We start from the raw sequence: 26358 nt of genomic DNA, 5'->3' as shown, positions 1-26358 counted from the left end.
TTCAATGACCCGGCGCTGTGATTTCCGAAAGCCACCAGCGTCCATCCGCGCGGACCAAGGACAAACGAAGCTCCCTGGCAGCTCCCGCCGGCGCCGTCCTGACAACGGTGCCATCTGCATCGCGTTCCTCATAGGCGGAGGTGGTTGCGGTAACGTCCACGTTAACGTGGTCCAAGGTTGTGAACGGCCCCACCTCCAGCCCTGACAACCGCGTGGTGAGCCCGTCAAACCGGGTGCCGGATTCGCGCAACTGGGCGCTCAACTTCCGGTCCGACTCCGCAGCCGGCGATCCTTGCGCATTAACGGCCTCAAGTAGTTCCAGGCGGCCTTCCCGCAAAGCGGTGTCCCGCACAGCCGAGAGTGCCTCCACAGCGAGTGCTGGATCCTCGGTTTGCAGGGCGTCGGCCATGGGAACGGGAAGGACAGCTGTTTGGGTGGCTTGCGCAGTGGTGTCCGAGGCGGCCAAGCGGCTGACCGGAGGGTCCGCCGGAGTGCTGCGCTCCTGGATCCATCCTGACGAGCGGTTCAAGGCCAGGCCGCCGATCACCGCACCGACCACCACCACCGAAAGCAACAGGGCCAGTCGGGTGAAGGTGGACTTTCTGAGCATCTTCGAGGCTGGACGGGCCCGCTTTTGGCGGGCGCCGTGGAGCGCACCTCGCACCCGGCCCCTCCCCCTCCACCGGATCCCGAAGCCTGCCCGGCGGGGTGGACGCCCGTGAGCCTCGCGACGCGTCAGCAGCTCAGGAATGACGGAACGGTGCACGGCTCCGGACAAGTCCACGGTTTGGGGTGCGGCACTCCTGAATATCGCGCTGCCGAACTCCCTGGCCGTCGGCCGCACAAGGGGATCCGGATCCAAGGCGGCCTCGAGGGCCGCCGCCAGGCTCTTGGGTACCTCGGGCACCAGCAGGGACAGCGGTGGCCTCAGTTGGGTTGCTTCAGGCACGACGCCGGTCAAGCAGTACCAGCCGATCGCCGCCAACGAAAATACATCGCGTTGCGGACGGAGCTCCCGGCCGCCGTCGCCTGTTGCTGCCGGGATGAATGGATCCCTGAACCCGGCGGTTCCCACATCATGGCCTTGTTCCGGATCACCCACCCGCGCGGCGAGGCCCAAATCGGCCAGCAGCGGCATACCGACCGCGGTGAACAGGATGTTTCCCGGCGAAACGTCACCGTGCACAATGCCGTGGGAATGCAAATAGGCCAAAGCCTGCGCGATGGGTGTCAGCACTGTCACTGTTTCCCCGATGCTCAGCCTCTGCCTTCCGGAGACCAGGTTCGCCACGGATCCACCTGCCGCGTAGTCCATCACGATCCCCAGCGTCCCCGCGGGACCATCAGCTGGCTGGAGGACTTCGTGGACACGGACAATGTGCTGATGTTTGAGATGGGACAGGAGCATGACTTCGCGGGCGGCACTCCCCAGGAGCTCCGCTTGTGCTTCGCGGCGGGGACATTTGACCGCAAACCGGGTCCCGTCGCCCACCCGGGTGCCGAGCCATACTGTCGAGCTGCTCCCATGTCCAAGCTGCCGGGTAATTTCGTAGCCCGGAAAAAGGGGTGCCACGGCGTCAGTAGTTGCCAGAGTTTCCATGGATAAGGTCTACCGGAGACCGAGAATATCTGCAGACGTTATCCACAGATCATGGCTGGACATCTCCTCCACAAGCGCCAACACGGCATGATGCGACTGAGAGGTTCACCACAAAACCATGGCCAATCTCCTGCTGGGTCTAAGCTTGAACGCATGACTCTTGAGTTTTCACAACTGGGTCTTGCCCCGGACTTCGTTGATTACATGCAGGGCTGGGACCTGCAGCGCGAGATCCACAACAAGGTTGTTGCGGGCGAGCAGAACAGCACCGTCTTGCTTCTGGAGCACGCCGCCGTCTACACGGCTGGCAAGCTCACCGAAGATCACGAGCGGCCCTTCGACGGAACCCCCGTTGTTCCCGTGGACCGAGGCGGAAAACTGACCTGGCACGGTCCCGGTCAGCTGATTGCCTACCCGATCCTCAAATTGAAAAACCGGGCTGGAATCCGCGATTACGTGGAGCGCCTGGAAGCCACCATGATCGCCGTCATGGTGGATTACGGCATCAAGGCCGTCACGGTCAAAGGCCGCGCCGGCGTCTGGGTACTGGCCGACGAAAAGGGCCCGGACCGGAAGATTGCCGCGATCGGCATCCGCGTTCTGGACGGCGTCACCATGCACGGTGTCGCCATCAACTGCAGCAACGACCTGGCACCCTATGCCCAGATCATTGCCTGCGGCATCACTGACGCCAGCGTCACCACAATGTCGCTGGAAACCGGCCGGACCATCAACCCCGCCGACATCGTTGACCGCTTCGTGGAAGAATTCCGCAAGCATGAAGAAGCACTCGTTTCCACCCCCGAAGGAGCACTCCAGTGACCCTGGCACCTGAAGGCCGCAAGTTGCTGCGTGTTGAGCAGCGTAACTCGGCGGTTCCTGTTGAGCGTAAGCCTGAGTGGATCAAGGCCAAGGTCCAGATGGGTCCGGAGTTCGTCGGGTTGAAGAACCTGGTGAAGAAGGAAGGCCTGCACACCGTGTGTGAGGAGGCCGGGTGCCCGAACATTTTCGAGTGCTGGGAAGACAAGGAAGCGACGTTCCTGATCGGCGGGTCCGAATGCACCCGGCGCTGTGATTTCTGCCAGATCGACACCGGCAAACCCTCCCCGCTGGACCGGTTCGAACCCACCAAGGTCGCCCGGTCCGTGCAGGCCATGCAGCTGCGCTACGCGACCGTGACCGGGGTGGCCCGTGACGACCTCGAAGACGAAGGCGTCTGGTTGTACGCCGAAACGGTCCGCAAAATCCATGAACTGAACCCCGGCACCGGGGTGGAGCTGCTGATCCCGGACTTCTCCGGCAAACCCGAACACATCGCCGCGATCTGCGACTCCAAACCCGAAGTGTTCGCCCACAACGTCGAGACCGTGCCGCGGATCTTCAAGCGCATCCGCCCGGCGTTCCGGTACGAACGCTCCCTGGATGTCATCACCCAAGGCAGGGACCTGGGCATGGTGACCAAGTCCAACCTGATCCTGGGCATGGGCGAGACCCGCGAGGAAATCTCCGAAGCCCTGCGCGACCTGCACGCCGCCGGATGTGACCTGATCACGATCACCCAGTACCTGCGCCCCTCCGAACGGCACCTGCCCGTGGACCGCTGGGTCAAACCCCAGGAATTCGTGGACCTCCAGCACGAAGCCGAAGAAATCGGCTTCCTCGGCGTCATGTCCGGGCCCCTGGTCCGTTCCTCCTACCGCGCCGGCCGCCTCTGGGCCACCGCCATGCGCAAAAAGGGCTGGGACATCCCCGAAGCCCTCGCCCACATCGAGTCCTCCGGCACCACCCGCCAGGAAGCCTCCACCATCCTCGCCGCCCACGGTTAAAGCCAGCACGGCTGAACCAGCCTACGTCTGAACAGGCGCGGAAGCAGCAGTACCAGTAAGCAGTTCCGAAGGACCGGATGCCTCACGTAACGGCGTCCGGTCCTTCGGCGTACATCACGTAGAATTAAGGCACTATGGCGAAATCCCCTGATTCCAGCAATTCGACACCCTCGGCCGACGCACCCAAGCGTGGGCTGTTCCAGCGCAAGCCCAAGGAAGCCAAGGCCAAGAAGCCGAGCCAGCTGAAGCAGATCGCTGAAGTCTTCAAGATGACCCGGCGAAATGATCCGCAGGTTGTCTGGATCATGCTGCTGGCGTTCCTCGCCGTGGTTGCCGTGGCCTTCCTGATTGGCTTCCTTCTGGAGAATTGGGTCACCGGCCTCATCATCGGCATTCCGCTGGGCCTCCTGGCAGCCGTTTTCATTCTTTCCCGCCGGGCAGAAAAAGCCGCGTTCGCGCAGATCGAAAACCAGCCCGGCGCCTCCGGCGCCGCACTGGGAACCCTTCGGCGCGGCTGGGTGACTCAAGACCAGCCTGTCGCTGTCAACCCTCGCACCCAGGACGCCGTGTTCATGGCGATCGGCCGTCCCGGCGTCGTACTGGTCAGCGAAGGACCCACCCACCGGGTCAAGCCGCTGGTGGACGCAGAACGCAAGCGCCTCGCGCGCATCCTGCCCAACGTCACCATCCACGTCCTGGAATCGGGCCGCGGCGAGGGACAGGTCCCGCTCAATAAGCTGGCCAAGACCATGGGCAAGCTGAAGAACGAGCTCACCAAGGTCGAGGTCAATGCGGTGTCCAAGCGCATCAACTCACTGGGCAACCGCCTGCCGATCCCCAAGGGCATCGACCCCTACAAGGCACGTCCTGATCGCAAAGCCGCCCGCGGCCGCTGATTTCCACGGACGCTGATTTCTGAACCAAAGAAACCGCCCCCGCCTCTCTGGATAGGAGAAGCGGGGGCGGTTTCTTGTTGGGATATTTTTCAGCGGCACCCAGTTGGCGCGCTGCGCGTCTGCCGTTGTCTGCCGTGGACGAGGCCTTTACATACGGATAAGGATGGTGTTCATTGCCTTGTCGTGAAGACCGCGCTGGTCCGGGTCGAAAACGACGGCGGGGATGACCAGGCACAGCAGGAGGGTGCGGACTACGGCCGCCAGTGGACCTGCCGGGCCTCCACCGAGACGGACCACGTGGATGCCGGCAATTCTGTGTCCCACGCTGTAACCAAGCGTGCCGATCAGCAGAATCTGTTCCGCGGCGAATATGGCGAGGGTCGCCCACTGATTTCCACCGAACGCAAAGTTGCTGATGACCAAAGCGATGGTCCAGTCGATCACGATGCCCAGAATGCGGCGGCCCGCGCGCGCCATGGAGCCCGGACCGGACTCGGGCAGGCCGAGCCTTTCACCAGGATACTTGGAGATGCCGGAGGTGTCCGGACCGCTCAACCAGGAGCCAATATCTTTTCGATCTACCACCCTCCAAGCGTAGCCGCTGGACGGGGCACGGGCATGACGGGCGGCGCACGGCCGTGAGCGCGAGGGGCGGGATGTTCGACCAGCGGACCGTCGTGGACCCGACACCGGAAAGCAGACTACCGTTTACATGACAGATGATTCTGTAACCTGCCGGAAACAATACTGACACCCCCGGGAAATCCCATCTCCCTATGGTGGTATGAGTTGCCAGCCACCATGGCAGCGGGACCTTTTTGTGTTTCCCGCGCCTCGGTCTGGGCTGCACCACGCGGCCTTCCGGGCCTGTTACTTGATATGCATAAGGAGCATAGATGTTCAAGACTGCGGACGAAGTCCTCAAGTTCATCAAAGACGAAGACGTCAAATTCGTCGATATCCGCTTCACCGACCTTCCTGGTGTCCAGCAGCACTTCAACGTGCCGGCCAAGAGCGTTGACCTGGACTTCTTCGTCCACGGCCAGCTCTTCGACGGATCTTCCATCCGCGGCTTCCAGGGCATCGCCGAGTCGGACATGCAGCTCATCCCGGATGTAACCTCGGCCTTCATCGACACGTTCCGCATCGAGAAGACGCTTGCCCTGAACTTCTCCATCGTGAACCCGCGTACCGGTGACCCGTACCACCGTGACCCCCGTGGTGTGGCAGAGAAGGCAGAAGCCTACCTGGCATCCACCGGCATCGCCGACACCGCCTTCTTCGCTCCGGAAGCAGAGTTCTTCGTCTTCGACAACATCCAGTACGAGTCCTCCCCGCAGGGCAGCTTCTACAAGATCGACTCCGAAGAAGCCCACTGGAACACCGGCCGCAAGGAAGAAGGCGGCAACCTCGGCTACAAGACCCCCGTCAAGGGCGGCTACTTCCCGGTGTCCCCCACCGACAAGCAGGCTGACCTCCGCGATGCCATGTGCGTCGAGCTGGACAAGGCAGGCCTTGAGGTCGAGCGCTCCCACCACGAAGTTGGCTCCGCCGGCCAGGCCGAGATCAACTACAAGTTCACCACGCTGACCGCAGCTGCTGATGACCTGCAGAAGTTCAAGTACGTCATCAAGAACACCGCTGATGCCTGGGGCAAGTCCGTCACGTTCATGCCGAAGCCGGTCTTCGGTGACAACGGCTCGGGCATGCACTGCCACCAGTCACTGTGGAGCAACGGCGATCCCCTGTTCTACGACGAGAAGGGCTACGCCGGCCTTTCCGACACCGCCCGCTGGTACATCGGCGGTCTGCTGAAGCACGCTTCGGCAGTCCTGGCATTCACCAACCCGACGGTCAACTCCTACCGTCGCCTGGTCAAGGGCTTCGAGGCTCCCGTGAACATGGTGTACTCGCAGGGCAACCGCTCCGCCGGTATCCGCATTCCGATCACGGGCACCAACCCGAAGGCCAAGCGCATCGAGTTCCGCGCTCCGGACCCCTCGTCCAACCCGTACCTTGCCTTCGCTGCACAGCTGATGGCCGGCATCGACGGCATCCGCAACCGCATCGAACCCCCGGCACCGATCGACAAGGACCTCTACGAGCTCCCGGCCGAGGAAGCCAAGGACATCCCCAAGGCTCCGGGTTCCCTGGAAGAGGCTTTGGAGGCCCTGCGCGAGGACAACGAGTTCCTGCAGGCCGGCGGCGTCTTCACCCAGGACCTGATCGACACCTGGATCGAGTACAAGTACGAGAACGAGATCCGCCCGCTGTCGCTGCGCCCGAACCCCTACGAGTTCGAGCTCTACTACGGCGTCTAAGCCCCAGGCTCATACACAAGAAGGCCAGCCCCTCCGCGAGGACGGGGCTGGCCTTCTTTTATGAGCAGGGATTATTCAGACTTGCCTTGCTCACGATCCCTGAGGTTCTTGGTGATGTCATCCAGTTTCTCTTTGACGAAGCTGGCCGCCTCGGAGAGTCCCTTTTCTGCACTGCCCAGGGGATCGAGCTGCAGGTAGACCTTGTGGTCGATCGGCAGGTCGTACTCGTCCTTCAGATGGGTGCCGCCGCCGACGCCGTCGAGGGACAAATAGACGAGGGCTTCGGTCCGCGCAATGCCGGCAATGGTGCCAAAGACCACCGTGAAGTCATTGGGCTGAAAGCTGACCGATTGACCCACGTGGCGCCGGTCCAGTTCCCCGGCGTTGATAGCTTTTTCAGTCGGGCTTCCGTTGTATTCCATGGACTTTCCCTCCGATTCGAGATCAGTGACAGCTAAAGTCTATAAGGATCCTTAGTGTTTGAGGCAAAGTATGTGTCAGTGGAAGGCTTTATACATTGTCCTCTGCGGCCCTGAGTTACCGCCCAAGTACCGCCCGGAGTCCACGAAGCCGGCTTTTGTGTAAGCGGCCAGCCCCGCCGGATTGCGTTCGTTGACGGACAGTACGACGCCGGTCTGCCCACCGGGGTGCCGGGCGGTCAGCTTCCGGGCTTCCTCCACCGCGGCCTCCGCCCCAAGTTTGCCCAGTCCTTGCCCCTGTTTCAGCGAGTCGATGAGGAATCCCCGAAGCAGCCAGACTGAATGATCGTCCGGCCAGCCAGCGAGCGTGGCTGCCCCGGATTGCAGGGTCAGCACACCGACGGCGGTTCCCTGGGATTCGATGACGTAGGGCAAACGCGACTCTTCTTCCAACGCGATCAGCATCATGCGCAGGGGCTCTCCCACGAAAGCGCGTTGACTCTCCTTAATTGCCAACTCCGCGACAGCGCCCAGCTGGATGGCGCGGGCGTCGTCGTCGAGCATTTTGAGGGGAATCAACCACACATCAGCAGCAGGCATTTTCCACATCCTTTCATGGGAGTGGGCACAACAAACGCGGACCGGGCCTAGTTGGCGTAGAACATCTTCTCGAAGACCGCCCGTGCCCGGCGGCTCAGCCGCAGGTAGTGCTCTTCGAAATGTCCGGCGTTACCGGGCGGGTAACCGCACCAGCGCGCAACGGCTTCAAGATCCTTGCGGGATGAAGGCAGGACATCGGAGGCGCGTCCGGTCACGATGACGTTGGCCGAGCGGATACGGCTGGCCAGGCGCCACGCCTCCCGGAGCAATGCGGCGTCGCCCTTGCCAATGAATTCCAGTTCCTCGGCGGCAGCAAGGGCTTCCAACGTCGAACTCGTCCGCAGCTCCGGATGCTTGCCCGCATGCTGCAGCTGGATCAGTTGCACCAACCATTCGACATCGCTCAGTCCACCGCGGCCAAGCTTGACATGACGGGCAGGATCCGCGCCCCGTGGAAGGCGTTCGGACTCCACCCGGGCCTTGATCCGCCTGATCTCGCGGACATCCTGTTCCTTGAGCTCGTCGGGATACCGGATGGGATCAATCAGTGCGACAAAGTCCGCTGCCAGCTCATCCGAGCCGGCCATCGGCCGGGCACGCAGCAGGGCCTGGGACTCCCAGATCAGGGACCAGCGGCGGTAGTACTCCGCATAGGAATCCAAGGACCGCACCATGGCGCCGTTCTTGCCCTCCGGCCGGAGGTCGGCGTCGACCATGAGTACCCGCTCAGCCATGATGGCGGGCTTGAGCGGCTGGGTGAGGAAGCTGGAGATCTTGGCGACGATCGCCGTCGCCTGTTCCTGTGCCTCGGCGTCACTGAAGCCGGGACGGGCACGGTGAACGTACATGACGTCGGCGTCCGAGCCGTAGCCGATCTCACGGCCGCCCTGCCTTCCCATCGCCACTACCAGGACGTCTGTCTTCAGCGGTCCGGAGCCGGCAACAACAGCCTCAGCCACATGCAGCGCTCCCAGCACGGCAGCCCGGTCCGTCTCAGCCAGGGCTACGCCCACCGCATCCTGGTCGAGGAGCCCTGCGCTGTCGGCAATGGCGGTCCGCAGGATCTCCCGACGCCGGATCAACCGGATGAGCCGCATGGCGTTCTCGGGGTCGGGGTGGCGGGACAGCTTGGACTGGATTTCCTGCCATTGTGCCTCGAACGGGACAGGGGCCAACTCTTTGTCGCTGCCCAGCCACGCAACGGACTCGGGCGAGACTTCCAGCAGGTCCGAGATCAAGCGGGAGTTCGCCAGAACTTGGCACAATCGCTCTGCCGCAGCTTGGGAATCCCGCAGCAGACCAAGGTACCAGTGCGTGGTGCCAAGGGCTTCGCTGACCCGTCGGAAGGCCAGCAGCCCGGCATCGGGGTCAACGCCCTCGGCAAGCCAGCCGAGCAGGATCGGCAGCAACTGTCGCTGCAGCGCCGCCCGACGACTGACGCCGGACGTCAGGGCCTCAATGTGCCGCAAAGCGCCTTGGGGATCGAGGTAGCCCAGGGCAGCAAGGCGCCCTTGGGCTGCTTCCGGGGTGAGCTTCGCTTCTTCGCTGCTCAGCTTGGCCGCGGTGTTGAGGAGCGGGCGGTAGAAAATCCGCTCATGCAGCTCACGCACGGACTTTTTGGTCTTTTGCCAGGCGCCCATCAGTTGGTCGGGATGGGGGCGTTCCTGGGAAAAGGGCCCCAACACGGCTTTCGCCAGGAAACGCTGGGCATCCTCAGCCACCGGCATCAGGTGCGTGCGCCGCAGCTGGAACAACTGGATCCTGTGCTCAAGCAAGCGGAGGTAGCGGTAGGCGTTGTCGAAGGCGGCGGCGTCGGAACGACCGATGTAGCCGCCGGCCGACAACGCGGCGATGGCCGACGTCGTGTCCTTGCAGCGGAGAGACTCATCGGACTTGCCGTGAACCAGCTGCAACAGCTGGACAGTGAACTCTACGTCGCGCAGCCCGCCGCGACCAAGTTTGATCTGGCGCTGCTCCTCGGACGCGGGTATGTAGTCCGTGACCCTCCGGCGCATGGCCTGGACGGACTCGACAAAGCCCTCCCGGCCCGCCGAAGACCACACCAGGGGCTCCACGGCTTTTTCATACCGCTGGCCCAGGTCCCGGTCGCCGGCGATGGTCCGGGCTTTCAGCAGTGCCTGGAATTCCCAGCTTTCGGCCCAGCGGGCGTAGTAGCTCAGGTGGGAAGCCAGCGTCCGCACCAGCGGACCGGACTTACCCTCGGGTCGCAGATTGGCATCCACTTCCCACAGCCCAGGTTCGGGGGCGGAAGAAGAAATTGCCCGGGAAATGCCCGACGCCAGCGCCGTACCTATGGTCGAGGCCCTGGCGTCCTCCAACCCCTCGGACTCGATGACATGGATAACGTCGACGTCGGAGATGTAGTTGAGCTCGCGGGCACCGCACTTGCCCATGCCGATGACTGCCAGTCCGACGTCGGCAATTTCGTCGGCGTCGTAGTGACCGGCCGCTTCGGCCCGGGATACGGCGAGGGCTGCTTCGATGGCCGCTCCTGCGAGGTCGGCCAGCTCAGCTCCAGCCGCGGGCATGAAGTCCTGGGGCGAAGCCGCACACAGGTCCTTGATGGCCAGTTCCGTAAGGCCCCGCCGATACGCGGTCCGCAAAGCTGCATAGGCAGGTTGCCCGGTGATGCCGGCCACCGGCCTGTGGGCGCCGGGCTCGGCCTTCACCGAGCGAAGCAGCATGGCGCGAAGATCGTCACTGGAGGCCTGCATCGGCTCCGGGCTGACACGGGTGTCAAAGACATCGAGGTGTTCGGGCCGCCGCATCAGGAACTCCCCCAGCGCTTCGGAGGCTCCCAGCAAACGGTACAGTGGCTCACTGGTGTCCGGGTCCGCCGCGGCCAGCCTACCCAGACCGGGGTTCTTCTCGATCAACCTGACCAGTGACTGCAGGGCCGTATCGGGGCTCGCCGCCATGGAAAGCCCCGCGAACAGCGCGTCCTCGTCGATGCCCTCAAGCTCGGGGGCCGCAAGGAAGCGCTCCCCCTTCTCAAGGTCGCTGAACCCGGCCGAAATGAGCCGTCGTGCAAGGCTCACTGGCCCCGCCTAGAGAATGCCGAGATTGCGCTGCAACTCATACGGAGTGACCTGAAGCCTGTAGTCCTGCCACTCTGCCCGCTTGTTGCGGAGGAAGTGCTCAAAGACCTGTTCGCCCAGGATTTCCGCCACGAGCTCGGACTCCTCCATGGCACGGATTGCGTCGTGCAGGCTGGCTGGCAATGGCGCGTGGCCCATCGCTTTGCGCTCAGCGGTGGTCAGCGACCAGACATCGTCCTCTGCGGCGGCGGGAAGTTCATAGCCTTCTTCGATGCCCTTCAGACCCGCTCCAAGCAACACGGCATATGCGAGGTATGGGTTGGTGGCCGAGTCGATACCGCGGTATTCGATGCGTGCCGACTGGCCCTTGCCGGGCTTGTACAGCGGAACGCGTACCAGTGCAGAACGGTTGTTGTGTCCCCAGCTCAGGTAGCTCGGCGCCTCGCCGCCGCCCCAGAGCCGCTTGTAGGAGTTCACGAATTGGTTGGTGACAGCGGTGAACTCGGGAGCATGCTTGAGAATGCCTGCGATGAACTGGCGGGCAGTCTTGGATAGCTGGAATTCAGCGCCTGCTTCGAAGAACGCGTTGGTGTCGCCTTCGAACAGCGAAAAGTGCGTGTGCATGCCCGAGCCCGGGTGGTCCGTGAACGGCTTGGGCATGAAGGTGGCGTAAGTGCCCTGCTGGAGCGCGACTTCCTTGATGACGGTACGGAACGTCATGATGTTGTCCGCCGTCTGGAGGGCGTCCGCGTAGCGCAGGTCGATCTCGTTCTGGCCCGGTCCGCCCTCATGGTGGCTGAACTCAACGGAGATGCCCACGGATTCGAGCATGGTCACTGCCGTACGGCGGAAGTCCTGGGCAACGCCACCGGGGACGTGGTCGAAATAGCCGCCCTCATCCACGGGAACCGGGGCGCCATCCGGGCCCAGGTCCTTGGATTTGAGCAGGTAGAACTCGATCTCGGGGTGCGTGTAACAGGTGAACCCCATGTCCGCAGCTTTGGCCAAGGTCCGTTTGAGGACGTTGCGGGGGTCCGCGGCGGAAGGTTCGCCGTCGGGCGTCAGGATGTCACAGAACATCCTTGAGGTCTGTTCGGTTTCGCCACGCCAGGGCAGGATCTGGAAAGTGGAGGGATCCGGTTGCGCCAGCATGTCGGATTCGAACACGCGCGCAAGGCCTTCGATGGCTGAGCCGTCAAAGCCAAGGCCCTCTTCAAAAGCACCTTCAACTTCAGCCGGCGCCAGCGCCACCGATTTGAGCGAACCCACGACGTCGGTGAACCACAAGCGTACGAAGCGCACGTCACGCTCTTCGATTGTCCGCAGAACGAACTCTTGCTGGCGGTCCATAGGGCCTCATTTCCGATTCGGTGTCCATGCCGCTGGTTTCAAGGGATAGAAGCCACGGCAGCTCAGCCTTCACTCTACTAAGAGATCACTGCTAATGCCGCAGCAGTAGCTGCGCGTAACACACCGTTTACATAAGGTGACGCCGGGCACACTGGTGGCAGCCGCCGTCGGCACCGCTTAAGCTCTATCCATGGCCCCGAGCAACCTCCCTGAGTCCACTACGCCCGCCGAAGTTCCCGCCCCCTACGGGAGCGGCCCCGGAACCGGTGCGCAAACGCCGCCAGCGGCCGGCAGGAAGCCGGCCAGCCGTATACGCATCCACCACCTTCAGCAGGCCAAGGACAACGGTGAACGCTTCGCCATGCTGACCGCCTATGAGCAGTACACGGCGGAAATTTTTGACCAGGCCGGCATCGAAGTCCTGCTGGTTGGCGATTCCGCTTCCAACAATGTCTTCGGCAATGAGACCAGCCTTCCCGTCACTGTGGACGAGCTGCTTCCCCTGACGCGTGCCGTAAGCCGGGCCGCCAAACGGGCGCTGGTGATTGCAGACCTGCCCTTTGGCAGCTATGAGGTCTCTCCCGGCCAGGCCGTAGCGACCGGTGTGCGCTTCCTGAAAGAGGGATTGGCGCATGCAGTGAAAATCGAGGGCACCGCGTACTACGCCGAGACCGTCAAAGCCATGGTCCAAGCCGGCATCCCGGTCATGGCCCACATCGGCTTCACGCCACAAAGCGAGCATTCCCTGGGCGGCTACCGCGTCCAGGGCCGGGGGGACGACGCACAGCGGCTTGTGGACGATGCCCTGGCCCTTCAGGACGCTGGAGCCTTCAGCGTGCTGATGGAAATGGTCCCCGCCGAAACCGCTGCGGCCATCGACGCCGCACTGAGGGTGCCAACGGTGGGCATCGGCGCAGGAAAAGAAACCACCGGCCAGGTCCTCGTCTGGCAGGACATGGCGGGACTCCGAGGCGGGAAGATGGCGAAATTCGTCAAGCAATACGCCGACCTGCGGACTACGCTGAGCGACGCCGCCGCCGCTTATGGAGAGGACGTCCGGTCCGGGCAGTTCCCCGGACCGGAACACTCCTTCTAGCCGGACCGGGTGCCAGAGCCGGGCCGGCTGCCGGTCGAGGCCGGGCTAGTCGTCGTCCTGGGCATCCCAGGCGTCGTTGCGCGCCTTCACCTTTTCCAAGGCGTGCTCAGCTTCTTGCCGGGTTTTATACGGGCCAATCAGCTGGCTCCAATCGGACATGGCGTCCTCTTCGATCTCGTGCGTCTTGACGTTGTACCAGTACTCCGTCACGTCTCCTCCTCCTGGCTCGGGCCGCCCATCGCGTAACGTTGGCGCAGTCACAGGAACCTTGCCGCATATTGTTACTTACGTCTCTTGCGTGCCTTATATGATCAATCTATGCCTTCTCTTGCTTCGACCGCACCCATTGGCGCCCTCACCCCGGGAACCATCAGCCCTGAACTCCCCGTCCCCGCGTCGATCCCCCGTCCCGAGTACGTTGGGAAGAAGGCGCCGGCAAAGTTCACCGGGTCCGAGGTCAAGTCACCTGAGACGGTTGAGAAGATCCGCAGGGCCAGCAAGATCGCCGCTCAGGCGATCGTCGAAGTAGGCAAACACATCAAGCCAGGCGTCACAACTGACCAACTGGACAAGGTGGGCCACGAGTTCCTCCTCGATCACCAGGCCTACCCGTCCACCCTGGGCTACCGGGGCTTCCCCAAGTCCCTGTGTTCCTCCCTCAATGAGGTCATTTGCCACGGCATTCCCGACTCCACGGTGGTCCAGGACGGGGACATCCTGAACATCGACATCACCGCGTTCATTGGCGGTGTCCATGGGGACACCAACTACACTTTCCTGGTTGGCGACGTGGACGAAGAGTCCCGTTTGCTGGTTGAGCGTACGCAGGAGTCGCTCAACCGGGCCATCAAGGCCGTGGCCCCGGGCCGCGAAATCAACGTAATCGGTCGGGCGATCCAGTCCTACGCCAAGCGCTTCGGCTACGGCGTGGTGCGGGACTTTACCGGCCACGGCGTGGGCGAGGCCTTCCACACAGGCCTCATCATTCCGCATTACGACGCAGCCCCGGCGTACAACACCGTGATCGAGGCTGGCATGGTCTTCACCATCGAACCCATGCTTACCCTCGGCACCATCGAATGGGACATGTGGGCTGACGACTGGACAGTTGTCACCCGCGACCACAAACGAACCGCCCAATTCGAGCACACGCTGCTGGTCACCGAGACCGGCGCGGAAATCCTGACCCTTCCCTGAGCTCTCCGGAAGGTCCACGCAGCCCGGCTGGCTGTGCCTTGCCCATCCCCTCCTGCCATGATCGGAAATGCATTGTCCAAGAAGGATGAGAAAACCCACAAGAACGCGCCACTGATCGGTATCGACATCGGCGGTACCGGAATCAAGGGCGGCATCGTCGACCTGAAGAAGGGCAAGCTGATTGGTGACCGTTTCCGGGTTCCCACCCCTCAGCCGGCTACGCCCGAGGCCGTGGCAGATGTCGTTGCCGAGATCGTTGAGGAACTGTCCAAGCGCCCCGACGCGCCGGCAGCGGATTCCCCCGTGGGCGTTACTTTTCCCGGCATCATCCAGCACGGCGTAGTCCATTCCGCGGCAAACGTGGACAAGTCCTGGCTGGAAACAGACATCGACAAGAAGTTCACCCACCGCCTCGGCCGCCCCGTTGAGGTCATCAACGACGCCGACGCCGCCGGCCTCGCCGAGGCACGCTACGGCGCGGGCGAAGGTGTCGACGGCACGGTCCTGGTGATCACTCTCGGAACGGGCATCGGATCGGCGTTCATCTTCAACGGGCAGCTGGTCCCCAACGCCGAGCTCGGCCACCTCGAGGTGGACGGCCACGACGCCGAGACGAAGGCTTCCGCCGTCGCCCGCGAACGCGACGGCCTCAGCTGGGACGAGTACGGCGTGCTGCTCAACAGGTACCTCCAGCACGTGGAGTTCCTGTTCTCCCCCGAGCTCTTCATTGTGGGCGGCGGCATCTCCAAGCGTTCGGACGAGTACTTCCCGCACCTGGATCTCCGCACCAAGATCGTCACTGCGAAGCTGAAGAACGACGCCGGGATCGTTGGTGCGGCGCTGGAAGTCGCCCTGCACCACAAGCTCGCCAAGTAGACAGTCCATGGCCGGGGACCAGACCACCCAGGCGGGTATTGCAATTGTCACCGGGGCGAGCCGTGGGATCGGCGCAGCCGTAGCCCGTGCAGCCGCATTGGCCGGATACGAGGTTGTCGTCAACTATTCCTCGGACGTCACAGGGGCCGAGAACGTCGTTCGAAGCATCCGCGACGAAGGCGGCCGGGCACACGCTGTCCAAGCCGACGTCAGCCGTCCCGCCGACGTCGAACGTTTGTTTGATGAAGCGGGAAGGCTGGGAACCGTGAGGGCCGTTATCAACAATGCGGCCATCACGGGCAACCTGATTGGCCCCTTGGTGGACGTGCCCGCGGAAACAGTCCAGCGTGTATGCGACGTCAACGTGGCCGGCATGATCTACATGTGCCAGGAAGCCGTCCGGAGGCTCTCGGTGGATTCAGGCGGCAGAGGCGGTTCGATCGTCAACATCTCCTCCACCGCCACCAAGGCCGGTTCGCCGGGAACCTGGGTCCACTATGCGGCCACGAAGGGTGCCGTGGATGTCTTGACCGTGGGGCTGGCCGCCGAGGTTGCCAAGCAGGGCATCAGGGTCAACGCCGTGGCGCCCGGAAGCACCAATACCGGACTGCATGCGGCGGCCGGAATGCCGGACCGCGTGGAGCGGCTGAACCCGACAATTCCCATGGGCCGCGGAGCCGAGCCCGAAGAGGTGGCGGCAGCGGTGATGTGGCTGATGTCCAGTGACGCCGGCTATATCACCGGCGCGGTGCTCCCGGTCTCCGGCGGACGCTGATCAGCCCTGTACTTGGTGCCGGTGGCGGCTGCGGCTTCCCCTCCGCTGCCGCCACCGGAGCTAGAGTTGGCTCGCCTCGGTGCCCTTGGGCTGCTTGCTCCCGGCTTTCGCCTGCCCCTCGTGCTCGTGGCGGAGCAAGGAAATAGCGGACTCAAAGTCTTCCAACGATTCAAAGGCCTGGTAGACGCTGGCGAAGCGGAGGTAGGCCACCTCGTCGAGCTTGCGGAGCGGACCAAGAATGGCGAGCCCCACCTCATGGGCATCGATCTCGGCGGCCCCGGAGGAACGGATGTTCTCTTCCACTTCCTGTGCAAGCATGGCGAGATCGTCCTCGGTGACGGGCCGGCCCTGGCAGGCCTTGCGCACACCACTGATGACCTTGATGCGGCTGAACGGTTCACCGACGCCTGAGCGTTTGATGACGGAAAGGCTGGTTGTTTCCACCGTCGTGAAGCGGCGGCCGCATTCCGGGCATTGCCTGCGGCGGCGGATGGAAGAGCCGTCGTCCGCCATCCGGCTGTCGACGACGCGGGAATCAGGATTCCGGCAGAACGGACAATACACGCTGGGCCTCCCCTGACAACTCCGGCACGAGGGCCGGCCGGCAAGTCGCCGGAGACGCAAAAGGTGCCGGAAGATTCACTTCCGGCACCAGTTTACGTAGGTACCCACGATAATGACAAGCTTGTAATTACTACATGTTGTGGTGGGCACCCTTATATGTAGTGGTTGGCCCTCTACTGAAAGCGGATCCGGACAGCATCTCCGTGGCCCGGGAGGTCTTCTGCCCCGGACAAGCTGACGATGTGGCCGCTGACCTGTTCCAGGGCCTCGCGGTTGTAATTGATGACCTGCACCGCACGCAGGAAAGTGGTCACGTTCAGCCCTGAAGAGAACGCCGCCGTGCCGCTGGTGGGCAGCACGTGGTTGGAACCGGCGCAGTAGTCGCCCAGGCTGACCGGACTGTAATCCCCGACGAAGATGGCTCCGGCGTTGTGGATCCGGGCAGCTACCGCGGCAGCATCCGCCGTCATGATTTCCAGGTGCTCCGCCGCGTACGCGTTGCAGACCGCGATCCCCTGCTCAAGATCATCCACCAGCACCATGCCCGACTGCGGACCGGACAAAGCCTCAAGAACGCGGGCACTGTGCTTGGTCTTGAAGGCTTGGCGTTCAAGCTCAACGACGACGGCGCCAGCCAACTCCGCGGAATCGGTCACCAGGACTGAAGCTGCTTTGGGATCATGCTCTGCCTGGCTGATGAGATCGGCGGCCACGAGTGGGGCCTGCGCTGTGGAGTCGGCCAGGATGGCGATCTCCGTGGTTCCCGCCTCCGAGTCGATCCCCACCACACCCTTGACCAGGCGCTTTGCCGTGGCCACGAAGATGTTGCCCGGACCCGTGACGACGTCCACGGGCTCGATGGGCAGTTCCTCACCCGAGCCCGGGATGCCGTAGGCGAATGACACAATGGCCTGCGCGCCGCCGATGGCGTAGACCTCGTCAATGCCCAGAAGCTTGGCTGCCGCGAGAATCGTGGGGTGCGGCAGTCCGCCAAAGTCCTTTTGCGGTGGGGATGCCAGGGCGATCGATTCGACGCCGGCAGCCACCGCGGGAACAACGTTCATGATGACGGAGGAGGCCAAGGGAGCCAGCCCGCCGGGAACATACAGACCCACCCGGCCCACTGGGATCCAGTTCTGGCTGACGACGGCGCCGTCCCCGAGGGAGACGTCCACATTGGCGGGGCGCTGGCGGTCGGCGAACTGCCGGGCCCTGCTGATCGACTCTTCCAGGGCTGCCCGTACAGCCGGATCAAGCCCGGCCAGGGCCTGGTCCAGCGCCTCCGGGGAGACCCGGGGGTGGGACTGTTCCACGCCGTCGAACTTACTGGCCAACTCGGCCAGGGCGCTGAAGCCGCGGCTGCGGACAGCGGAAATAATGTCCTGGACCTTCTGTTCCGCGTCCGCCATGGTCTGATGGCGCGCCCTGGGAACAGCTGCACGGAGCTCGGCCAGGGACAGGCGGCGGCCCCGGAAGTCTATGCTCCGGAAGTTGAGGGCGGTTGGGGCGGAAGTATCGGAGGAAGTGGTCACCCGGCTATTTTACGGGCTTCTTGGAAAGAACCCCGAACAGGGACAGGACGAAGGTGACAAAGGACGTCGCGCCAGTCCATAGCAGCAGCACGGCATAGGACCGGAGGGTAAAGCCGTACCCTGGGCCAAGGTTCGGGTTGGGCGGAGGACCCCACAGCTGTGCCGCGAGCAAGCCGGCAAGCCAGGCGGTGAGCGCACCCGCTACGCCTCCCAGCAGTGCGTACACCAACCGGCGTCGCGCAGCTGATCCTTCGAGCTTTCCGTCGAGCAGGAGTCCGACGACGCAGCCCGACACCAGCATCAGCGCTGCCAGGACAAGGTCCCGGGGAAGCCATGAGCCGGGGTTGTCCGGATTCGACAGATCGGGATTTCCGGAAATGAGGTTGAGACCACCCGGAGCCAGCAGCCACCACAAAATGCCCACGACGACGCCGGAAACCGCGGGCAGAACCAGCCATAGGATGTCCCGTCCCCCACGGGATCCGGAGGCCTGAGCCGGTTGGGAAACAGTCGGATGGTTCACAAGGGGCTCGGTCATGCAACCCAGATTAACAAAGGTTCACGCTTGCAAAGCAAAAAGAGGGAACCGCGGCCCCGGAGGAATACTCTGGGAGCAGAGTACGAGCCCACCCCAGGAGAACACCACCGTGGCAAGCGAACCATCCGGTTTTGAAGAGACATTCAGGGAAATGTTCCGCAGGCACGCCGCCGGAGTTGCCATCATCACGGCCAACCTCAACGGCAAACCCTTCGGATTCACCGCGACGTCGGTGGCGTCGTTGTCTGCCGAGCCGCCCCGGTTCACCTTCAACATGGCCAGGAGCTCCAGCTCGTGGCCGGCAGTGGCCAACGCGGAGTACATCGGCGTCCACATGCTCGGACTTGAAAACCAGGCCCTGGCCAACAGGTTCGCCCGCACCCGCGACCGGTTCGAAGGCGATCACTGGGAACCAGGCCCACACGACGTACCCATCCTCAAGGACGTCAGCGGCTGGCTGGTCGGCAAGATCCAGATGCGCCTGTCCTTTGAGAACAATGCAGTGGTTGTGGTGGAGGTCGTTGACGGGCAGGTGGGCGGAGACGGAGCCCCGCTGCTCTACCACAGCGGCGCATACAGCCAGCCGGCCCCGCTGGACTACGAAATCTAGCGGGACCCGGCTCAGTTGCAGCCGAGCGCGAACCCGGATTGCCCAGCTGTCAGTTGTCCAGGCAGGCCGGGCCAAGCAGGACCTTGAGGTCTCCAAAGAGCGAAGGGCTGGGGTTCACCCGGAGGTGCACGGGCAATCCCATGACCTCCACTTTGGTATCGCCCATCAACTTCAGCCTGACCTCGGAATTCCCGCGGTGCGTGCGGAGGACATCCCTCAGGTCGGTGACCACTGCCTCAGTGGCCTTGAACGTGGGGATCGTGATCACCACGGGGCCGTTGACGCTTTCGCTCAGATCGGGAACCGAGAGTTCCATGCAGTTCAGGGTCACGGCGCCATCGTCCCGCCGCTGCAGCCGGCCCTTGACCACCACGATCAAGTCTTCGGCCAGCACGGAGGCGATGGGCCCATAGACCTGGCCAAAGAACATGACCTCCATCGAAGCCCCGAGATCCTCGATCTCCGCCCGGGCATAGGCGTTGCCGCTGGCCTTCGCGATCCTGCGGCTCAAGGAGGTGATCATGCCCGCAATGGTGACAATGGCGCCGTCGTGCGGTCCGTCCTCGGCGATGATCGAGGCGATCGACTGTTCCGCGTGCTGGCTCAGCACCCCCTCAAGCCCCTGCAAGGGGTGGTCCGAAACGTACAGGCCCAACATGTCGCGCTCGAAGGAGAGCTTGTCCTTCTTTTCCCACTCGGGCAGATCCGGAATCTCCGTGGTGAGCGAAGCTTCCGGTTCCTGGTCTTCAAACCCGGCGAAGAGATCGAACTGGCCAATGGCCTCATTGCGCTTGAGGGTAATGACAGAATCGATGGCTTCTTCGTGGACCATCGCAAGCGCCCTGCGGTGGTGGCCGAGGGAATCGAAGGCGCCGGCCTTGATCAGCGATTCGATGGTGCGCTTGTTGCAGACCACGGCAGGGACCTTCAGGAGGAAGTCCTTGAAGGACGTGTACTTGCCCTCGGTTGAGCGGGTGGAGACCATCGCGTCGACGACGTTCACGCCGACATTTCGGATGGCGCCCATGCCGAAGCGGATGTCCTGGCCCACCGGGGTGAAGTTCAACGACGATTCGTTGACGTCCGGCGGCAGCACGGTGATGCCCATGCGGCGGCACTCGTTGAGGTAGATCGCGGACTTGTCCTTGTCATCGCCAACCGATGTCAACAGGGCTGCCATGTACTCCGGCGCGTAGTGCGCCTTCAGGTAAGCCGTCCAGTAGGAGATCACCCCGTACGCGGCCGAGTGCGCCTTGTTGAAGGCGTAGTCGGAGAACGGAAGGAGAATGTCCCACAGGGTCTTGACGGCCTCCATGGAGTAACCGTTGTCCTGCATGCCTTGGGAGAAGCCCGCAAACTGCTTGTCCAGTTCGGACTTCTTCTTCTTACCCATGGCACGCCGCAGGATGTCTGCCTGACCCAGCGAGTAGCCTGCCAGTTTCTGCGCAACGGCCATGACTTGCTCTTGGTACACGATCAGACCGAAGGTTCCGCCGAGGATCTCCTTGAGCGGTTCCTCGAGCTCCGGGTGGATCGGAATGACCTCCTGGATGCCGTTCTTGCGCAAGGCGTAGTCCGTGTGGGCGTTGGCACCCATGGGCCCGGGCCGGTACAAGGCAAGGACTGCGGAGATGTCTTCGAAGTTGTCAGGCTTCATGAGCTTGAGCAGCGACCGCATGGGACCGCCGTCGAGCTGGAACACGCCCAGGGTGTCGCCGCGGGCCAGAAGCTCGTAGGACGCGGCGTCGTCCAGCTCCAGGGTTTCGAGGTCGAGCTCAACCCCCCGGTTCATCTTGATGTTTTCCAGGGCGTCCGAAATGATCGTGAGGTTTCGCAGGCCCAGGAAGTCCATCTTGATCAGGCCAAGGCCTTCGGACGTGGGGTAATCGAACTGGGTGATGACCTGGCCGTCCTGGAAACGGCGCATGATCGGAATGACGTCGATGATGGGGTCCGAGGACATGATCACACCGGCCGCGTGCACACCCCATTGGCGCTTCAGGCCCTCGATGCCCAGCGCAGTCTCGAAGACCTTGGCGGCCTCAGGGTCGGTGGCAATGAGTTGCCGGAAGTCCCCAGCCTCGCTGTAACGCTTGGCCTCAGGGTTCTGGATGTCCGCGAGCGGGATGTCCTTGGCCATGACGGCCGGCGGAAGGGCCTTGGTCAGCGTCTCACCCATGCTGAACGGATAGCCAAGCACACGGGAAGAGTCCTTGAGCGCCTGCTTGGTCTTGATCGTTCCATAGGTCACGATCATCGCGACGCGTTCGTCACCGTATTTCTTGGTGACGTAGTCGATCACTTCCGAACGGCGGCGATCATCGAAGTCGACGTCGAAGTCGGGCATGGAAACGCGGTCCGGGTTAAGGAAGCGTTCGAAGATCAGGCCGTGCTGGAGCGGGTCGAGGTCGGTAATGCGCATGGCGTAGGCCACCATGGAGCCTGCACCGGAACCACGGCCCGGGCCCACGCGGATGCCGTTGTTCTTGGCCCAGTTGATGAAGTCGGCCACCACCAGGAAGTACCCGGGGAAGCCCATGGACGTAATGACGCCAAGCTCGTAGTCGGCCTGCTTGCGCACCTTGTCCGGGATTCCGCCGGGATACCGGTACTTGAGTCCGGCATCAACTTCCTTGACCAGCCAGGAGGTCTCATCTTCTCCGGGCGGGCAAGGGAAGCGGGGCATGTAGTTGGCGCCGGTGTTGAAGGACACTTCGCAGCGCTCCGCGATCAGGAGCGTGTTGTCGCAGGCTTCCGGATGGTCCCGGAACAACTCCCGCATTTCCTGCGGAGACTTCAGGTAGTAGCCGCTGCCTGAGAAGGCGAAGCGCGAACCGCCGTTGTCGTATGTCGGCTCAAGCAGCGTGGAGCCGGACTGGATGGCCAGCAAGGCTTCGTGCGCCTTGGCGTCGTGTTCGTGCGTGTAGTGGAGGTCGTTGGTGGCCACCAGCGGGAGATTGAGTTCCTTCGCCAGGCGGAGCAGGTCTCCGGTGACGCGCCTTTCAATATCCAGGCCGTGGTCCATCAACTCACAGAAGTAGTTTTCCGCGCCGAAGATGTCTCGGAACTCGGCGGCGGCTTCCACAGCCTCCCGGTAGAGCCCAAGGCGCAGTTTGGTCTGCACCTCACCCGACGGGCACCCAGTGGTGGCAATAAGGCCCTCTGAATAGGTGTTGAGCAGTTCCCGGTCCAGGCGCGGCCACTTGCCGAACACCGAATCCAGGGAGGCAATGGAGGAGGCGCGGAACAGGTTACGCATACCCACGTTGTTGTAGCTCAGCAACGTCATGTGCGTGTACGAACCACCACCGGAGACATCGTCTTTGCGCTGGCTTTCGTCGCCCCACCTGACGCGTTCTTTGTCACCACGCGCCGTCCCGGGAGTCACATAGGCTTCGACGCCGATGATCGGCTTGATGCCCTTGTCCGTTGCCTTGCGCCAGAAGTCGAAGGCACCAAAGAGATAGCCATGGTCCGTGGTGGCCAACGCGGGCATGCCGAGGCGCTCAGTCTCGTCGAACAGCTCCCCCAGCCTGGCCGCCCCATCCAGCATGGAGTATTCGGTGTGGGTGTGGAGATGGACGAACGAATCATTGCTGGAAGTCACCACGACAGTCTACCGTCCCGGGCTAGGCAGATCCTGTTGCGAGAAGGTCCAAAGCGTATTGGAGGTCGGCCGGATAATCGCTGACAACCTCCACCCAATCGCCGGTCCGGGGGTGGGTGAAGCCAAGCTTGCGGGCATGCAGCCATTGCCGGGTCAGGCCAAGGGTCGCGGCGAGGCGGGGGTCGGCCCCGTACGTGAGATCTCCGGCACAGGGATGCCTCAAAGCGGAGAAGTGAACCCGGATCTGGTGCGTACGTCCTGTCTCCAGGTGCACTTCAACCAGGGTCGCCTTTCCGAAAGCTTCCAGAACCTCATAGTGCGTGACGGAGGGACGGCCGTCCTCGATGACGGCGAAACGCCAGTCGTGGCCGGGGTGGCGGCCGATGGGCGCATCGATGGTGCCTTCCAGGGGGTCGGGCAGGCCTTGGACGACGGCGTGATAAACCTTGTCGACGGTGCGTTCCTTGAAGGCCTTCTTCAGCACCGTGTAGGCGCGCTCTGTCTTCGCCACCACCATGACACCGGACGTCCCGACGTCGAGCCTGTGGACAATACCCGCCCGCTCAGGTGCTCCCGACGTCGAGATGCGGTATCCCGCCCCGGCGAGTCCGCCAACCACCGTCGGACCGACCCAGCCGGGCGAGGGATGCGCTGCAACTCCTACAGGTTTGTCGATGACAACAAAGTCCTCGTCGTCCAGCAGGATCTTCAGGCCTTCCACAACTTCCTCCACCACTTCCAGGGGGTCACGACGCTCGGGGACCGTGATGTCCAAAACAGCGCCGGCCGCAAGCTTTGCCGATTTGCCCAGGGCCGCGCCGCCACTGGTGACGTTGCCTTCTGCAATGAGCAGTGCCGCGGCAGACCTCGAGATATCCAGCAAACGGGCAAGGCCGGCATCGGCACGGACGCCGGCGAGCTCATCGGGTACTACGACGGAATCACTCACCGGCAGCGCTCCCGCCGGCCGGCTTCTTGTCCGCGGCAGGCTTCGCGGCTGCTACGTGGCGGCTGCCGTCCATGCCGATCCCCCGCAGGGTCAGCAGACAGATGATAACGACGCCGGATACCACCGCGGAGTCGGCGATGTTGAAGATGGCGAAATTGGGCAACTGGATGAAGTCGACGACGTGTCCCATGGCGAAGGAGGGTTCGCGGAACAAACGGTCGGTCAGATTGCCGAGGGCACCGCCCAGGAGCAGGCCGAGCGACAGCGCCCACCAGGCGGAGCCAAGCCGGCGAAGCTGGAAGAGAATCGCCACAGAAACAGCTGCCATGACGATGGTGAAAATCCACGTCACATTCTCGCCAATGGAAAACGCGGCGCCGGAATTCCTGATGTAGTACCAATGCAGCAGAGGGGGCAGGACCGGTATGCGCTCCCCCTCGGTCATGGTGCTGGTCACCCAGAGCTTCGTGAGCTGGTCAAACGTGTACGCGAACGCGGCGAAGCCGGCAAAGAGCCAGAGCATGGCCGGACGCCACTTCCGCCGCGCGGTGGGCGCAGCCTGCGGGGCGTCATCGCTAAGGTCGTCTGTCATAGTGCTTTCATTCCGGAGGCGTGGCGGGCTTCTTGGTGCGTTGTCCGCTTTTGGGCTTTAACAAGCAAAGGCCGGTGGCCGAGGAGTCCTCAGCCACCGGCTTTCAGAATACTTGCTAAACGTCTGCGGTTGCTTCGCCGACCTCGGGGGCAGCCACGGAACCACGGGCATCCAGGTCGCGCAACTGGCCTTCGATGTAGGCCTTCAGGCGTGAACGGTAGTCGCGCTCGAAGCCGCGGAGCTGCTCAACCTTGCGCTCCAGGACCGAACGCTGCTGCTCGAGGGCGCCAAGGATCTTGCGGGACTTCTCCTGGGCGTCGTTGACGAGGCTGGAGGCCTCGATCTGAGCCTCGGCAATGATCTTTTCCTTCTGCTGCGCACCATCGGCGACGTGCTTGTCGTGCATCTGCTGCGCCATGGCAAGCAGGCCGGCAGCGGATTCAGCGGAGGGAGTCACACTGTTGCTTGCGGCCGGGGCCTTCGCAGCTGCGGCAGCCTGCTCGGCTTCCTTCTTCTTGGCAGCTTCGGCAGCCTTGGCTTCGGCTTCTGCCTTCGCCTCAGCTTCCTTGTCGACCTTGACGGGAGCCGGAACCTTTTCGACGACCGGAGCCGCAGCGGTTGCAGCAGGCACAGCCGAACCAGCTTCGCCAAGCTTCTTGCGAAGCTCGTCATTCTCCTGGTTCAAGCGGCGCAGTTCCACGACGATCTCGTCGAGGAAGTCATCTACCTCGTCCTGGTCGTAGCCTTCGCGGAACTTGGTCGGCTGAAAGCGCTTGTTGACAACGTCTTCTGGCGTCAAAGCCATCTGGTCACCTCGTTGGTCTAGTTAGTCAGTAGGCCTTCCGGCCGTTCAAAACTACGGTACCTAAATATCATCTGTTTCCTCCAATTCAACACCATCGTGTTGAATTGGCGAATTTGCGGCCTGTGGACCATCGGTGGCCCTGGTTCCGCGGGCGGCTACGCCAGGTTGTTGGTTATGGCCATGGCGATGCTCACGGCGATTATCAGGATCAGGAAGCCCAAATCCAAGGATATTCCGCCCAGCTGGAGTGGCGGTATCAGCCGACGGAGCCTTGCCAGGGGCGGGTCCGTGACGGAGTACACCACGTGCGCTGTTACCAATGCCACACCGCGCGGCCGCCACTGGCGGGCAAACATCTGAACCCACTCGAACACGAGGCGGATGATCAGGGCGATGAAGAACAGGAACAGCACAATATAGATAAGGCCGAAAACAATGCCCACGAGTTAGCTCAGATCTCCCACTTGTTCCGGAATGCCGATCGGTCCCTACTATTGCAACACAGATGCCAGGCAGGGTGACCCGCCTGGCATCGGCTTAACAGCTTGTTGTCAGCTCTGGTTGAAGAAGCTGGCCTGCGTTTCGCTGGCCTTCTTGTCATCTCCGATGACTTCAACATACGACGGCGACAACAGGAAGACCTTGTTGGTGACCCGCTCGATGCTGCCATGCAGGCCAAAGACCAAGCCGGCGGAGAAGTCCACCAGGCGCTTGGCATCCGCCTCGCCCATGTCGGTGACATTCATGATGACCGGGATACCGTCCCTGAAACTCTCACCGATGACCTTGGCGTCGTTGTAGGAGCGGGGATGGACGGTGGTGATCTGCCTCAAGCCAGAGGCATCTTCGCGGCTCGACGCCGCACGCTTAATGGGTGTCACGGGTGCGCGGTATTCCTCTTCGACCTCAACTGGGGGCATTTCACGGACAACTTCCCGGACGGGAGCCGGCGCGCGTCGCTCTTCCCGTTCCTGTGCCTGGGGGCGTTCTTCGTCGTGGTGCGCGGCGACGGACTGCTCAGATTCGTAGTGTTCATCGCCGTCGGCGAGCCCAAGATAGATCATTGTCTTGCGCAGAGCGCCAGCCATGGTGCACTCCTATCGTTTCTGCAGTAGGCGGGCCGCCATGACTTGACATATTGGAACC

Annotated in this window: 25 protein-coding genes; 9 read left to right on the top strand and 16 right to left on the bottom strand. The window is 62.9% G+C overall.

The window, feature by feature from the left end; genetic code table 11:
• Window position 1: 1 nt before the first annotated feature.
• Window positions 2-1600 carry a serine/threonine-protein kinase gene (locus N5P29_RS08775; protein WP_262278195.1) on the bottom strand — a complete coding sequence of 533 codons (1599 nt, stop codon included), beginning with the start codon at window positions 1598-1600 and terminating at the stop codon, window positions 2-4.
• 153 nt (window positions 1601-1753) lie between these two features.
• On the opposite strand from N5P29_RS08775, the gene lipB reads away from it, so the two are divergent.
• The 3 genes from lipB (at window position 1754) to N5P29_RS08760 (ending at window position 4322) form a co-directional block, all read left to right on the top strand.
• Entirely contained in the window at window positions 1754-2422 is a 669-nt protein-coding gene (gene lipB / locus N5P29_RS08770) for a lipoyl(octanoyl) transferase LipB (RefSeq protein ID WP_262278194.1), read from the top strand.
• A complete protein-coding gene (lipA, locus tag N5P29_RS08765) occupies window positions 2419-3426 on the top strand; it encodes a lipoyl synthase (RefSeq protein ID WP_262278193.1) in 1008 nt (335 codons plus the stop codon). Before lipB ends, lipA begins: the two co-directional genes overlap by 4 nt.
• A 134-nt stretch (window positions 3427-3560) precedes the next feature.
• Window positions 3561-4322, top strand: a complete 762-nt coding sequence (locus N5P29_RS08760) for a DUF4191 domain-containing protein (protein ID WP_262278192.1) — start codon at window positions 3561-3563, stop codon at window positions 4320-4322.
• A 147-nt stretch (window positions 4323-4469) separates the two neighbouring features.
• Here N5P29_RS08760 and N5P29_RS08755 read toward each other — a convergent pair whose 3' ends face one another.
• The gene (locus N5P29_RS08755) at window positions 4470-4907 is read right to left on the bottom strand and encodes an RDD family protein (protein WP_262278191.1); all 438 of its coding nucleotides are present in this window, start codon (window positions 4905-4907) and stop codon (window positions 4470-4472) included.
• Window positions 4908-5218: 311 nt separating this feature from the next.
• On the opposite strand from N5P29_RS08755, the gene glnA (N5P29_RS08750) reads away from it, so the two are divergent.
• A complete protein-coding gene (gene glnA / locus N5P29_RS08750; protein ID WP_262278190.1) occupies window positions 5219-6643 on the top strand; it encodes a type I glutamate--ammonia ligase in 1425 nt (474 codons plus the stop codon).
• Window positions 6644-6714: 71 nt separating this feature from the next.
• Here the strand turns inward: glnA (N5P29_RS08750) and N5P29_RS08745 are convergent, their stop codons facing one another.
• From N5P29_RS08745 to glnA (N5P29_RS08730), 4 genes are all read right to left on the bottom strand, one after another.
• Complete coding sequence (locus tag N5P29_RS08745) at window positions 6715-7065, bottom strand: MATH domain-containing protein (protein ID WP_262278189.1); 351 nt, start codon at window positions 7063-7065, stop codon at window positions 6715-6717.
• 75 nt (window positions 7066-7140) lie between these two features.
• Window positions 7141-7671, bottom strand: a complete 531-nt coding sequence (locus tag N5P29_RS08740; RefSeq protein ID WP_410007908.1) for a GNAT family N-acetyltransferase — start codon at window positions 7669-7671, stop codon at window positions 7141-7143.
• Window positions 7672-7709: 38 nt separating this feature from the next.
• Window positions 7710-10721, bottom strand: a complete 3012-nt coding sequence (locus N5P29_RS08735; RefSeq protein ID WP_262278187.1) for a bifunctional [glutamine synthetase] adenylyltransferase/[glutamine synthetase]-adenylyl-L-tyrosine phosphorylase — start codon at window positions 10719-10721, stop codon at window positions 7710-7712.
• A 9-nt stretch (window positions 10722-10730) separates the two neighbouring features.
• Window positions 10731-12071, bottom strand: coding sequence for a type I glutamate--ammonia ligase (gene glnA, locus N5P29_RS08730; RefSeq protein WP_262278186.1), 1341 nt, complete (start codon window positions 12069-12071; stop codon window positions 10731-10733).
• Between the two features lie 190 nt (window positions 12072-12261).
• Between glnA (N5P29_RS08730) and panB the strand changes: the two genes are divergently transcribed.
• A complete protein-coding gene (panB, locus tag N5P29_RS08725; RefSeq protein ID WP_262278185.1) occupies window positions 12262-13167 on the top strand; it encodes a 3-methyl-2-oxobutanoate hydroxymethyltransferase in 906 nt (301 codons plus the stop codon).
• 45 nt (window positions 13168-13212) lie between these two features.
• Here panB and N5P29_RS08720 read toward each other — a convergent pair whose 3' ends face one another.
• Window positions 13213-13377, bottom strand: coding sequence for an SPOR domain-containing protein (locus N5P29_RS08720; RefSeq protein WP_262278184.1), 165 nt, complete (start codon window positions 13375-13377; stop codon window positions 13213-13215).
• Window positions 13378-13485: 108 nt separating this feature from the next.
• Between N5P29_RS08720 and map the strand changes: the two genes are divergently transcribed.
• The 3 genes from map to N5P29_RS08705 all read left to right on the top strand — a co-directional run bounded on the left by map (window position 13486) and on the right by N5P29_RS08705 (window position 16015).
• Window positions 13486-14364, top strand: coding sequence for a type I methionyl aminopeptidase (map, locus tag N5P29_RS08715; protein ID WP_262278183.1), 879 nt, complete (start codon window positions 13486-13488; stop codon window positions 14362-14364).
• A 72-nt stretch (window positions 14365-14436) separates the two neighbouring features.
• Window positions 14437-15240, top strand: coding sequence for a polyphosphate--glucose phosphotransferase (ppgK, locus tag N5P29_RS08710; protein WP_144662628.1), 804 nt, complete (start codon window positions 14437-14439; stop codon window positions 15238-15240).
• Window positions 15241-15247: 7 nt separating this feature from the next.
• Entirely contained in the window at window positions 15248-16015 is a 768-nt protein-coding gene (locus tag N5P29_RS08705; protein ID WP_262278182.1) for an SDR family oxidoreductase, read from the top strand.
• Window positions 16016-16075: 60 nt separating this feature from the next.
• On the opposite strand, the gene nrdR is transcribed toward N5P29_RS08705, so the two are convergent.
• From nrdR to N5P29_RS08690, 3 genes are all read right to left on the bottom strand, one after another.
• Window positions 16076-16579 (bottom strand): transcriptional regulator NrdR, encoded by a 504-nt coding sequence (gene nrdR / locus N5P29_RS08700; protein ID WP_262278181.1) that lies wholly within the window; start codon window positions 16577-16579, stop codon window positions 16076-16078.
• Window positions 16580-16752: 173 nt separating this feature from the next.
• The gene (gene hisD, locus N5P29_RS08695; protein WP_262278180.1) at window positions 16753-18111 is read right to left on the bottom strand and encodes a histidinol dehydrogenase; all 1359 of its coding nucleotides are present in this window, start codon (window positions 18109-18111) and stop codon (window positions 16753-16755) included.
• Between the two features lie 4 nt (window positions 18112-18115).
• Window positions 18116-18649, bottom strand: coding sequence for a hypothetical protein (locus N5P29_RS08690; protein ID WP_262278179.1), 534 nt, complete (start codon window positions 18647-18649; stop codon window positions 18116-18118).
• Between the two features lie 109 nt (window positions 18650-18758).
• Between N5P29_RS08690 and N5P29_RS08685 the strand changes: the two genes are divergently transcribed.
• On the top strand, window positions 18759-19259 hold the full coding sequence (locus tag N5P29_RS08685; protein ID WP_315973385.1) for a flavin reductase family protein: 501 nt from the start codon (window positions 18759-18761) through the stop codon (window positions 19257-19259).
• Window positions 19260-19308: 49 nt separating this feature from the next.
• Here the strand turns inward: N5P29_RS08685 and dnaE are convergent, their stop codons facing one another.
• From dnaE to N5P29_RS08655, 6 genes are all read right to left on the bottom strand, one after another.
• The gene (gene dnaE, locus N5P29_RS08680; protein WP_262278178.1) at window positions 19309-22866 is read right to left on the bottom strand and encodes a DNA polymerase III subunit alpha; all 3558 of its coding nucleotides are present in this window, start codon (window positions 22864-22866) and stop codon (window positions 19309-19311) included.
• A 22-nt stretch (window positions 22867-22888) separates the two neighbouring features.
• Window positions 22889-23815, bottom strand: a complete 927-nt coding sequence (locus N5P29_RS08675; RefSeq protein ID WP_262278177.1) for an RluA family pseudouridine synthase — start codon at window positions 23813-23815, stop codon at window positions 22889-22891.
• A complete protein-coding gene (lspA, locus tag N5P29_RS08670; RefSeq protein ID WP_262278176.1) occupies window positions 23808-24407 on the bottom strand; it encodes a signal peptidase II in 600 nt (199 codons plus the stop codon). Before lspA ends, N5P29_RS08675 begins: the two co-directional genes overlap by 8 nt.
• A 115-nt stretch (window positions 24408-24522) precedes the next feature.
• A complete protein-coding gene (locus N5P29_RS08665) occupies window positions 24523-25212 on the bottom strand; it encodes a DivIVA domain-containing protein (protein WP_144662565.1) in 690 nt (229 codons plus the stop codon).
• A 155-nt stretch (window positions 25213-25367) separates the two neighbouring features.
• On the bottom strand, window positions 25368-25655 hold the full coding sequence (locus tag N5P29_RS08660) for a YggT family protein (protein WP_144662566.1): 288 nt from the start codon (window positions 25653-25655) through the stop codon (window positions 25368-25370).
• Window positions 25656-25763: 108 nt separating this feature from the next.
• Window positions 25764-26300 carry a cell division protein SepF gene (locus N5P29_RS08655; RefSeq protein WP_144662567.1) on the bottom strand — a complete coding sequence of 179 codons (537 nt, stop codon included), beginning with the start codon at window positions 26298-26300 and terminating at the stop codon, window positions 25764-25766.
• Window positions 26301-26358: the final 58 nt, after the last annotated feature.

Source organism: Paenarthrobacter sp. JL.01a (assembly GCF_025452095.1).
Lineage (GTDB): Bacteria > Actinomycetota > Actinomycetes > Actinomycetales > Micrococcaceae > Arthrobacter.
Note: the sequence above shows the minus strand (reverse complement) of the source record. Positions and strands in the feature narration are given on the sequence as shown.